Here is a 12,025-nt window from a genome sequence, read left to right on the forward strand (position 1 = left end):
ACGTGTATTCATTTCTCAAGCGACTGTTTGATAAAAGGATTCTGCCAACATGGCTCAATACGTCTATACCATGAACCGCGTGGGCAAGGTGGTTCCACCCAAGCGGGAGATTCTGAAAGACATTTCACTGAGCTTCTTCCCCGGCGCCAAGATTGGCGTACTGGGCCTCAACGGTGCCGGTAAATCCACCCTGCTCCGCATTATGGCGGGCGTGGACCAGGATTACATCGGTGAAGCCCGCCCGCAGCCCGGCATCAACGTGGGTTATCTGCCCCAGGAGCCAGAGCTGGACGAAGACAAAACCGTCAAGGAAATCGTCGACGAGGCGGTTTCCGGCGTCCACGACGCCCTGGCCGAACTGGACCAGGTGTACGCCGCCTACGCCGAACCGGATGCGGATTTTGATGCCCTGGCCAAGAAGCAGGGCGAACTGGAAGCCTACATCCAGGCCACTGACGGCCACGATATTGAGCGCAAGATGGAAGTTGCCGCGGACGCACTGCGCCTTCCACCATGGGATCAGAAAGTCAGCGTTCTTTCCGGTGGTGAGCGCCGCCGGGTGGCTCTATGCCGCCTGCTGCTGTCCGGTCCGGACATGCTGCTGCTGGACGAGCCTACCAACCACCTGGATGCCGAATCCGTGGCCTGGCTCGAGCGCTTCCTCCACGACTACGAAGGCACCGTGGTCGCCATCACCCACGATCGCTACTTCCTCGACAACGTCGCCGGCTGGATCCTGGAACTGGACCGTGGCCATGGTATTCCGTTTGAAGGCAACTACAGCCAGTGGCTGGAGAACAAGGAAAAGCGTCTGGAGATGGAGTCCAAACAGGAAGCCTCTCACCAGAAAGCCATCAAGCAGGAACTGGAGTGGGTGCGCAGCAACGCCAAGGGCCGTCAGTCCAAGAGCAAGGCGCGTCTGGCCCGCTTTGAGGAGATGAGCTCCCAGGAATTCCAGAAGCGCAACGAAACCAACGAGCTCTATATTCCGCCCGGGCCGCGGCTTGGCAACAAGGTGATCGAGGTGGACGGCATCAGCAAGTCCTTCGGTGACCGTCTGCTGTATGAGGATGTGTCCTTCAGCGTACCGCCCGGCGCCATCGTGGGCATTATCGGTGGCAACGGTGCCGGCAAATCCACCCTGTTCAAGATGATCGCCGGTTTCGACAAGCCGGATTCTGGCGACATCACCGTGGGCGAAACCGTGGAACTGGCCTACGTGGATCAGATGCGCGATCTGGATGGCAGCAAAACCGTCTGGGAGGAACTCTCCGACGGCAACGACATTATCAAGGTGGGCAACTACGAGACACCTTCCCGGGCCTACGTTGGTCGTTTCAACTTTAAGGGCAGCGACCAGCAGAAACGGGTTGGCGACCTGTCCGGCGGTGAGCGCAACCGCCTGCACCTGGCCAAGCTGCTGAAACAGGGCGGCAACGTCCTGCTGCTGGACGAGCCGACCAACGACCTCGACGTGGAAACCCTCCGCGCCCTGGAAGAAGCCCTGCTGAACTTCCCGGGCTCTGCCCTGGTTATCTCGCACGACCGCTGGTTCCTCGACCGTGTGGCCAGCCATATCCTGGCGTTCGAGGATGATGGCGAAGTGGTGTACTTCGAAGGCAACTTCACCGAGTACGATGAGGACTTCAAGAAGCGCAAGGGTGATTCAGCCATGCAGCCTCAGCGCATGAAGTATAAAAAGCTCGCGTAAGATCCTGTGTCGGATTACGGCCCTGCGGACCTAATCCGACCTACCTATGGTCCAGAATGGTGATAGATCCCGCGTAGGTCGGATTAGGCGCAGCCGTAATCCGACAGCCAACCCCGGAAGGTAGCAACAACCCCATGGCCAAACCCAAAACCGCCTACGTCTGCACTGAATGCGGTGCCGACTATTCCAAATGGCAGGGCCAGTGCACCGCCTGCCAGGCCTGGAACACCATCAGCGAAGTGCGCGGCGTCAGCAGCAACAGCAAAGGCGCGCGCGGTGCCCGCTTTGAGGGATTCGCCGGCAGCTTGTCCGGGGTCCAGAGCCTGGATGACGTCAGTCTCGCAGAGCAGCCCCGTATCAGCTCCGGCATGCAGGAGTTCGATCGGGTCTTGGGCGGTGGTCTGGTCGAAGGCTCGGCTGTTCTGATGGGCGGCCACCCGGGAGCCGGCAAAAGCACCCTTCTTCTCCAGGCTGTCTGCCATCTGGCCGCAACGGTCCCCGCCTTGTATGTTACTGGTGAGGAATCCCTGCAACAGGTCGCTATGCGCGCCAAACGCCTGGGTCTGCCCACCAAAGACCTGAAGATGCTGTCCGAAACCAGTGTCGAACGGGTCATGCAGGTAGCCGAGACCGAAAAACCCCGGATTCTGGTGGTAGACAGTATTCAGGTGATGCACATGGCGGACATCGAGTCCGCCCCTGGCAGTGTCTCCCAGGTACGCGAAAGCGCAGCCTATCTGACCCGTTTCGCCAAGCAGACCGGCACCATCCTGTTCCTGGTTGGCCACGTCACCAAAGACGGCAGCCTGGCCGGCCCGAAAGTCCTGGAACACATGATTGACTGCTCGATCCTGCTGGAAGGCTCCAGCGACAGCCGCTATCGAACCCTTCGGGGGATCAAGAACCGGTTTGGTGCGGTAAACGAGTTGGGCGTATTCGCTATGCTGGAGCAGGGGCTGAAGGAAGTGAAGAACCCCAGCGCGATCTTCCTGAACCGTGGTGAAGACGCGGCCCCGGGAAGCGTGGTGATGGTGGTCTGGGAAGGCACCCGCCCGATGCTCGTGGAGATCCAGGCACTGGTCGATATGGCCCAGGGCGGCTACCCACGACGTGTTGCCGTTGGCCTGGACCAGAACCGACTGGCCATGCTCCTTGCCGTATTGCACCGCCACGGCGGCATGCACGTGTCCGATCAGGATGTGTTCGTGAACGTGGTGGGTGGCGTAAAGGTCAACGAAACCAGCGCCGACCTGGCCCTGCTGGCCGCCATCGTCTCCTCCTTCCGAGACCGCGCCCTGCCCCAGGATCTGGTCATCTTCGGCGAAGTCGGCCTCTCCGGCGAAATCCGTCCGGTGCCCAGCGGCCAGGAACGAATCTACGAAGCCGCCAAACACGGCTTCACACGGGCGCTGGTGCCGAAATCCAATGCCCCAAGGAAGGCCATCGAAGGCATGAAGGTGATTCCGGTGACCAAGCTGAGTGATGCGCTCTCAGCCTTGGAGGAACTCTAGGCCTTCGTGGTTCAGAGTTTACGGAGCGGTTGGCAGGGGGAGCTTCCAAAAACCGCTACAAGCCCCCCTCCGGGGTCCAGCCAGCAATCATAGATTGCTGTCGTTCGGCTGTCGCATGAAGCTTCGCTTCATAAACGCTCGGCCTCACCCATGTGCGCTTGTCCTCGGCCATCCCTGGCCTCCGACATTTTTGGAAGCTCCTATGCCAGTCTATCCTGCTTACTGCAGTGCAGGACTCCGATTTTTAAAATTCTAGAAGACGGATTCCGGAAGGCGAAAACTGGTAACAGACAGCCAAGTAGGTCGGATTAGGCTAAGCCGTAATCCGACAAAACCTGCCTAATCAATAAGATGCGCAAACTCCCTCTCCAGAAGAGCTTGATCACCAAGATTAAGTTCAACCAGACGTTTCAGATGAGTGGCACTGTCGAGGTCAATGTATTGGCACTTAAACCCCAACCGGTGGGGTTCTATGTGCCGCAACTCTACAGCCATCACAATACCTGCCTCATGATCATTCAGGTGAATAATCACTTCGCAGGGCTGCTTTAAAGGGACCTGCCAACCCTCCGGCCGTTTGACCAGAACACCTTTCAGCGAAATATCCAGCACCTCGGTCTTCCAGACAGACTCCTGGCAGTGAAGCTCGCAGGGCGCGTCAAACTCGATCCGGTGAAAACGGCGCTTTTCGGGGGTTTTGGTGGACAACGGGTTACTCCTGTTTACCGGTCTTGTTTTACCTGACTATAGACCGGACAGGAGATTGCATCCAGGGGAGTTTTTGAGTGGGATAGAGGTCGTCGGATTACGGCACGCGTTGCGCACCTAATCCGACCTACGGTACTGACTATGGTCCGGACGGTTTGATGCATCAAGGGGATCTTGAGCTCAGAAAGGGTCGTGGAATAGGCAGACATATCTCCGATGTATGAGCGAGGCTGTTGTGGGGCCCTTTCCAAAAATGTTGGAGGCCATGGACGGCCGGAGACAAGCCACAGGGACGTGCTCGTAGCGGTTTTTGGAAAGGGCCCCACAACAGACTCAGACTCCCGGCTCGAAGGCTAGGAACGACGCCTCAGCCTCAGCGGTGATACTCCGGGCTGAGTTCAACCACAGCCTCAATGAACGCCTTGGCATGCTCTGGATCGACATCCGGCGTAATGCCGTGGCCAAGGTTGAAGATATGGCCATTGCCGGAACCGAAGCGCCGGAGGATATCGGCCACTTCCTGGCGAATCCGCTCAGGCGGTGCATACAGCATGGCCGGGTCCATGTTGCCCTGGAGCGCCACCCGGTCGCCGATGCGGGCTCGGGCGTTGCCGATATCGGTGGTCCAGTCCAGGCCAACGGCATCGGCACCGGAATCGGCAATGGATTCCAGCCACTGACCACCGTTCTTGGTAAAGAGGATTACCGGCACCCGGCGACCATCGTTCTCGCGAATCAGGCCGTCGACGATCTTCTTCATATAGCGAAGCGAGAACTCCTCATAGGCCCAGCTGCTCAAAACGCCACCCCAGGTGTCGAAAATCTGAACAGCCTGGGCACCGGCCTTGATCTGTCCGTTGAGGTAATCAATGACCGCATCCGCAAGATGGTCCAGCAAGCGGTGCATAACTTCAGGCTGACCGTACATGAGCTTCTTGGCCTCCCGGAAATCCTTGGAAGAGCCACCCTCAATCATGTAAGTCGCCAGGGTCCATGGGCTGCCGGAGAAACCGATCAGGGGAACACTGCCGTTCAAGGCACCGCGGATGGTGGAAACCGCGTTCATGACGTAGTCCAGATCTACCTCTGCGTTGATCTTCGGCAGAGCCGCAACATCGGCTTCGGAGCGGATCGTATTCCGGAATTTCGGGCCTTCCCCGGTTTCGAAGTACAGGCCGAGACCCAGAGCGTCCGGAATGGTCAGGATGTCTGAAAACAGGATCGCCGCGTCCAGTGGGAAACGTTCGAGAGGCTGCAGAGTTACCTCGCAGGCCAACGGCGTGTTCTTGCACAGGCTGAGAAAGTCACCAGCTTTGGCCCTGGTCGCACGGTACTCCGGCAGGTATCGCCCTGCCTGTCGCATCATCCAGACCGGTGTGCGGTCCACGGGCTGGCGCATCAGGGCGCGCAGGAAACGATCATTTTTCAGCTCGGTCATAGGAAGTCCAGCGTGTTCTGTACTAAGGGGAAAATTGGATGGGGAGCCATAATACCCGGTTTGCGGGAATAAAAAAGGGCGGCTTTCCCTTAGGAAACCGCCCTTCTGATCAGGATCAATCCCCGAATCAGATATCGAGGTAATCCATGATACCTTCGGCAGCCTGACGGCCTTCCCAGATAGCGGTTACGACCAGATCCGAACCGCGGACCATGTCACCGCCTGCGAAGATTTTCTCGTTGCTGGTCTGGAACATGAACTCGGACTCCTCCGGCGCGGTTACCCGGCCTGAATCGTCGGTATTCACCTTCAGTTCATCAAACCAGTCGGCCGGGCTCGGACGGAAGCCGAAGGCAACCAGAACCGCGTCGGCAGGAATGACTTCCTCACTGCCCGGAACCACTTCCGGACGGCGACGGCCATTCTCGTCGGGATCGCCCAGGCGGGTCTGGACCACCTTCACACCCTCAACCCGGTCTTCACCAATGATGGCAATGGGCTGACGATTGAAGAGGAACTTAACGCCCTCTTCCTTGGCATTGGCCACTTCACGACGGGAACCCGGCATGTTGGCTTCATCCCGGCGGTAGGCACAGGTAACGCTTTCGGCCTGCTGACGGATCGAGGTGCGGTTACAGTCCATGGCCGTATCACCACCACCCAGTACAACAACCCGTTTGCCTTTCATGTCAATGAAGTCCGCTTCGTCTTTCTCGAAGCCGAGACGGCGGTTGACGTTGGAAACCAGGAACGGCAGAGCGTCATACACGCCCGGCAGGTCCTCACCCGGGAAACCGCCCTTCATATAGGTGTACGTGCCCATGCCCATGAAAACGGCATCGTACTCGTCGATGATGTCCTGCAGTTGAACGTCCTTGCCCACCTCGGTGGACAGGCGGAATTCTACGCCCATCTCCTCGAACACCTTGCGACGGCGGGTCATGACGGATTTTTCCAGCTTGAACTCGGGAATACCGAACGTCAGCAGACCGCCGATTTCCGGATAGATATCGAAGACAACCGGCTTGACGCCATTGCGAACCAGGACGTCTGCGCATCCCAGACCCGCGGGGCCGGCGCCAATGACGGCAACCTTCTTGTCTGTCCACTTCACTGCGGACATATCCGGTTTCCAGCCCAGGGCAAAGGCGGTGTCGGTGATGTATTTCTCGACAGACCCGATGGTGACTGCGCCATAGCCGTCGTTCAGTGTACAGGCACCTTCACACAGGCGATCCTGCGGACAAACGCGACCGCAGACCTCCGGCAGGGAGTTGGTCTGATGGCACAGCTCAACGGCACGCATGATGTTGCCTTCGGAAACCAGCTTCAGCCAGTTCGGAATGTAGTTGTGAACCGGGCACTTCCACTCACAGTAAGGGTTACCACACTCAAGGCAGCGGTGAGACTGGGATGCCGCGTTGTCTGCCGTGAAGGGGTGGTAGATTTCACCAAATTCTTTCTTCCGCTTCTTGGCCGGGACCTTCTTCGGGTCGACCCGCCCTACTTCAACAAACTGGAAGTCGTTACTCAGTCGTTCTTTCATCTGGATGCTCTCATCAACTCAATTTCGACAAGGGCGGCAGCCAGGCTGCTCGCCCCGAACCCTATCAGCTTCTTATTCCGGGCGGGCCCGGGTGCTGGCCAGCAGGCTACGCAGGTTCGCCGCCTTGGGTTTCACCAGCCAGAATCGGCCGATGTAATCGTCGAAATTCTCAAGAATGTGCTCAGCCCACTCGCTGCCGGTTTCCGAAATATGTTCCCGGATAACACCGCGCAGGTGATTACGGTAGGACTCCATATCTTCACTGGATATCCGCTGAATCTCGACCAGCTCGTGGTTGTACTTGTCCACGAAGGTGTTGTTGAGATCCATCACATAGGCAAAGCCACCGGTCATACCAGCACCAAAATTGTGCCCGGTAGAACCGAGTACAGTGACCAGGCCGCCAGTCATGTATTCGCAGCAGTGGTCGCCAGCGCCCTCTACAACCGCGTGTGCGCCAGAATTACGAACCGCGAAACGCTCACCGGCAGTGCCAGCTGCAAAGAGTTTGCCGCCAGTTGCCCCATACAGGCAGGTGTTACCGACGATGGAGGTTTCCTGGGTCTTGAAGGTGCTGCCGCGGGGCGGCTTCACCACCAGCTTGCCACCAGTCATCCCCTTGCCGACGTAATCGTTGGCATCCCCTTCAAGGATCAGATTGAGACCACCCACGTTCCAGACACCAAAACTCTGGCCGGCGGTACCGGTGAGATCCAGAGTGATGGGCGCATCGACCATGCCCTGGTTGCCATGGATCTGGGCAATTTCCCCGGACAGGCGGGCACCAATGGAGCGATCGCAGTTGGTTACACGGTAAGACCAGGCTCCACCACTCTTCTCCTTGATGGCTGCAGCGGTATCCTGAACCATCTGTTCCGCAAGTTTGCCTTCATCGAACGGGTGATTCCGTTCCACCTGACAGGTCTGCGGCTTGTCCGCGGGAATATGGTCGTTGGACAGCAGACGACTCAGGTCGAGCTTCTTCTGGCGCTCGGTATCGCCCGGCAGACGTTCCAGCAGGTCAACGCGACCGACCAGCTCTTCCAGGCTCCGTACGCCCAGTTTCGCCATCCACTCACGGGTTTCCTCCGCCACGAAGCGGAAGAAATTCATGGCCATTTCCACCGTACCCTTGAAGTGCTCTTCACGGAGATGGTCATTCTGGGTCGCGACACCGGTCGCGCAGTTATTCAGGTGACAGATACGGAGGTACTTACAGCCCAGCGCCACCATCGGCGTGGTACCGAAACCAAAACTCTCGGCACCAAGGATTGCGCCTTTCACTACGTCGAGACCAGTCTTGATGCCGCCATCAGTTTGCAGGCGGATCTTGCCCCGCAGGTCGTTAGCACGCAAGGCCTGCTGGGTTTCCGTCAGCCCCAGCTCCCAGGGCGAGCCCGCGTAGCGGATGGACGTCAGCGGGCTTGCTGCGGTGCCGCCATCGTAACCGGAAACGGTAATCAGGTCGGCGTAAGCTTTGGCCACACCCGCTGCAATCGTACCTACACCTGGCTCGGAGACCAGCTTCACTGACACCAGAGCCTGCGGGTTGACCTGCTTGAGGTCAAAAATCAGCTGGGCCAAATCCTCGATAGAATAGATATCGTGGTGCGGCGGCGGTGAAATGAGCGTCACGCCGGGCACTGAATAGCGCAGACGGGCGATCAGATCATTGACCTTGCCACCCGGAAGCTGGCCGCCTTCACCGGGCTTGGCCCCTTGGGCCACCTTGATCTGCATGACATCAGCGCTGCGCAGGTATTCGGCCGTGACGCCGAAACGCCCGGAAGCCACCTGCTTGATCTTGGAACGCTTTTCGGTGCCATATCGGGCCGGATCTTCACCGCCCTCGCCGGAGTTCGAGCGACCACCCAGAGTGTTCATAGCGACGGCCAGGGCCTCGTGGGCCTCTGGTGACAGCGCACCCAGTGACATAGCCGCCGAATCAAAGCGCGGGAAAATATTCTCTACCGGCTCAACCTCGGCAAGGTCGATTGACTTGAGGTCTTTCCGGAAACCCAGGAGATCCCGCAGGGTTGCCACCGGACGCTCATTGACCAGACCGGCATACTCCTTGTAGTGGCCATAGTCGCCACTGGTTACCGCCTCCTGCAGTTTGCCGACAACATCCGGGTTAAAGGCGTGGTATTCCTGGCCATGGACGTACTTCAGCAGGCCACCCTGGACAATTGGCTTGCGCGGTTTCCAGGCTACGGAAGCCAGTTGCTCCTGGTCCTGCTGGAAGTCATAGAACCCGGCACCCTGGATCCTGCTTGGCACACCCTTGAAGCAAAGGTCAACGACATCATCTGCCAGCCCGATCGCTTCAAAAAGCTGAGCGCCACGGTACGAAGTGATGGTCGAAATACCCATCTTGGACAGGATCTTCAGCAGCCCCTTGTTGATACCCTTCCGGTAATTGTTCTTGGCATCGATCGGATCCATCAATAGCTCGCCGGTACGGATCAGATCGTTCAGAACCTGATAGGCAAGGTATGGATAGACCGCCGTCGCACCAAAACCAAACAGCACTGCGAAATGATGGGGATCCCGGGCCCAACCGGTTTCGACAATGATGTTGGAATCGCAGCGAAGCCCCTTCTGGACCAAATGGTGGTGAACCGCGCCGGTTGCCATCAGTGCGTTGACCGGCAGCTCACCTTCTTTCAGGTCTTTATCGGTGAGGATCAGCAGCACCTTGCCGTCGCGGACAGCTTGCTCCGCCTCCTCGCACACCTGGCGAATCGCCTGCTCCAGCCCCTGCTCCGGACGGTAGCTCATGGAGATACGAGCCACCTCGAAACCCGGGCGCTCGTTGTTGGCGATCTTCAGGAACTTGGCCGGAGACAGAACTGGCGTGGTCAGGATTATGCGATCCGCGTGATCGGCGGTTTCCTCGAACACGTTGCGCTCGGCACCCAGACAGGTCTCCAGGGACATGACTATCGACTCACGCAGGGGGTCAATCGCCGGGTTGGTCACCTGGGCAAACTTCTGACGGAAGTAGTCCGCAACATGGCGTACCTTGCTCGATAGCACGGCCATCGGGGTATCGTCACCCATGGACCCCACCGCTTCCTGGCCGTTCTCCGCCAGCGGACGCAAGACCTGGTCACGCTCCTCGAAGGAGACCATGAACATCTTCTGGTGCACCAGAAGCTCGTCGGAATCCATCAGCCTGAAATCCGGGGTATCCTGGTTCAGCGTGGTTTCCACGCGCAGTGCGTTCTCACGCAACCAGCGCTTGTACGGCTGGGCAGTCTTCAGACGCTGATCGATGTCTTTGGTATGCAGGACTTCACCGGACTCGGTGTCGATCGCCAGCATCTGCCCCGGTCCGACACGGCCCTTGGCAACCACGTCGTCTGGCTGGTACCCGTAGGTACCAATTTCCGAGGCCAGCGTGATGAAGTCGTCTTTGGTGATAACCCACCGGGCAGGACGCAGGCCGTTCCGGTCGAGCATGCACACCGCGTACCGACCATCCGACATTACCAGACCCGCGGGACCATCCCAGGGCTCCATATGCATGGAGTTGTACTCGTAGAACGCCCGCAGCTCCGAGTCCATGCTGTCGACATTCTGCCAGGCCGGCGGAATCATCATGCGAACGGCACGGAAAAGGTCTACACCACCGGCAAGCAGCACTTCCAGCATATTGTCCATGCTTGAGGAGTCGGAACCTGTGAGGTTTACCAGCGGCTGCAGAGTTTGAAGATCCGGCAATTCCGGTGAGCTGAACTTCGCGGCCCTGGCAATAGCCCAGTTGCGGTTACCGTCAATGGTGTTGATCTCACCGTTGTGAGCCAGATACCGGAACGGCTGGGCAAGCGGCCAACGGGGCATGGTGTTGGTGGAGAACCGCTGATGGAACACACAGATCGCGGTCTCAAGGTCCGGATCGCCCAGATCCTTGTAGAAGTTGGCCAGGTCCGCCGGCATCATCAGGCCCTTGTAGGCGAGGGTCCGGTGCGACAGGCTACAGATATAAAATTCCGGATCGTCGGCCATATCACTCTCGGCGTGCCGGCGACCCACGAACAGGCTGATTGCAAAATCACGCTCTGCCTTACCGGCGGGCACCACGAAAACCTGCTCAATACGGGGCAGGCAATCCAGCGCCATGGGGCCCAGACAACTATCATCCACTGGCACTTCACGCCAGCCCAGGATTTCCAGGCCCTGTTCAGTCAGACGTTTCTCAACAGCCGCTCGACCGGCCGAAGCCTTGGCCTCATCGGGATTCAGAAAAACCTGTCCCACCGCGAAGAGGTCGCCTGGCTCCTTGCCAAACGCCGCCTTCGCCGCTTTCTTCAGAAACCCGTCCGGGCTCTGGATCAGCAGGCCACAACCATCGCCGGTCTTGCCGTCTGCAGCGATACCACCTCGGTGGGTCATGCAGGTCAGAGACTCGATGGCAGTTTGCAACAACTTGTGGCTGGCCTCGCCCTTCATGTGGGCAATCAGACCGAATCCGCAGTTGTCCCTGAATTCATCGGGATGATACAAACCTGTCATCATAAGCGTTCTCTCACGTAGAAATGCTTTTCAATCAAAGAGTTAATTGGCGCACGGCCATACAACCACCCTTTGACACTGAAAATGGGGGCTGGCTATTTTACACACGTAGAAATACGTACTCAAATCGGCGTGAGGTTATTGTGGGAAGCCGAAACCGGATTTACCAATCGACAAGGTTATGGAACAACAAGTTAGCACCGAAAACCGCGGCGCTATAAATTGTCGACCGGACGCACCCAGGGTGAGCGGGAGACCAACTCCTCCGGCAAGCTGGATACTGCAGCATTCGCCGCGCCCCGGGTGGGAAACTCGCCATAGAATACCATAAACCAGGGCTGACCTTGTCTTTCCCCGCGGGTGTATATCAGGTCGCCGAGCTCCGAATACCGGGATATGACATTCACCGCAGTCTGTTCCAGGTTACCGGCGACCAGCTGGATGGTCCAACCTCCACGCGCACGAATCCGGTCAATGGCTACAAAATGCTCCGCATCGGCAGGAGCGAACGCCGGTTCTGGCTCTGGCTCTGGCTCTGGCTCTGGCTCTGGCTCTGGCTCTGGCTCTGGCTCTGGCTCTGGCTCTGGCTCTGG

General features: G+C 58.4%; 7 protein-coding genes. 2 read left to right on the plus strand and 5 right to left on the minus strand.

Going from position 1 to position 12,025, the window contains the following annotated elements; all coding sequences use genetic code 11:
- Positions 1–49: 49 nt before the first annotated feature.
- Positions 50–1,711 (plus strand): energy-dependent translational throttle protein EttA, encoded by a 1,662-nt coding sequence (gene ettA / locus QZ534_RS13585; protein ID WP_291909376.1) that lies wholly within the window; start codon positions 50–52, stop codon positions 1,709–1,711.
- A 134-nt stretch (positions 1,712–1,845) separates the two neighbouring features.
- On the plus strand, positions 1,846–3,222 hold the full coding sequence (gene radA / locus QZ534_RS13590; RefSeq protein ID WP_296935061.1) for a DNA repair protein RadA: 1,377 nt from the start codon (positions 1,846–1,848) through the stop codon (positions 3,220–3,222).
- Positions 3,223–3,561: 339 nt separating this feature from the next.
- On the opposite strand, the gene QZ534_RS13595 is transcribed toward radA, so the two are convergent.
- The 5 genes from QZ534_RS13595 to QZ534_RS13615 form a co-directional block, all read right to left on the minus strand.
- Positions 3,562–3,930 carry a PilZ domain-containing protein gene (locus tag QZ534_RS13595; protein ID WP_296935063.1) on the minus strand — a complete coding sequence of 123 codons (369 nt, stop codon included), beginning with the start codon at positions 3,928–3,930 and terminating at the stop codon, positions 3,562–3,564.
- 373 nt (positions 3,931–4,303) lie between these two features.
- The gene (hemE, locus tag QZ534_RS13600) at positions 4,304–5,368 is read right to left on the minus strand and encodes a uroporphyrinogen decarboxylase (RefSeq protein ID WP_296935067.1); all 1,065 of its coding nucleotides are present in this window, start codon (positions 5,366–5,368) and stop codon (positions 4,304–4,306) included.
- 127 nt (positions 5,369–5,495) lie between these two features.
- A complete protein-coding gene (locus QZ534_RS13605; protein WP_296935069.1) occupies positions 5,496–6,914 on the minus strand; it encodes an FAD-dependent oxidoreductase in 1,419 nt (472 codons plus the stop codon).
- 72 nt (positions 6,915–6,986) lie between these two features.
- A complete protein-coding gene (gltB, locus tag QZ534_RS13610) occupies positions 6,987–11,435 on the minus strand; it encodes a glutamate synthase large subunit (RefSeq protein WP_296935072.1) in 4,449 nt (1,482 codons plus the stop codon).
- A 212-nt stretch (positions 11,436–11,647) separates the two neighbouring features.
- Positions 11,648–12,025: SPOR domain-containing protein (locus tag QZ534_RS13615; RefSeq protein ID WP_296935075.1), on the minus strand; the 378-nt coding region annotated here is incomplete at its 5' end.

It is taken from the genome of uncultured Marinobacter sp. (assembly GCF_913055835.1).
In the GTDB taxonomy this organism is placed as follows: domain Bacteria; phylum Pseudomonadota; class Gammaproteobacteria; order Pseudomonadales; family Oleiphilaceae; genus Marinobacter.

Coding starts and splice junctions, on each gene's coding strand:
- ettA (WP_291909376.1), top strand. CDS start 50: ATGGCTCAATACGTCTATACCATGAACCGCGTGGGCAAGGTGGTTCCA.
- radA (WP_296935061.1), top strand. CDS start 1,846: ATGGCCAAACCCAAAACCGCCTACGTCTGCACTGAATGCGGTGCCGAC.
- hemE (WP_296935067.1), bottom strand. CDS start 5,368: ATGACCGAGCTGAAAAATGATCGTTTCCTGCGCGCCCTGATGCGCCAG.
- QZ534_RS13605 (WP_296935069.1), bottom strand. CDS start 6,914: ATGAAAGAACGACTGAGTAACGACTTCCAGTTTGTTGAAGTAGGGCGG.
- gltB (WP_296935072.1), bottom strand. CDS start 11,435: ATGATGACAGGTTTGTATCATCCCGATGAATTCAGGGACAACTGCGGA.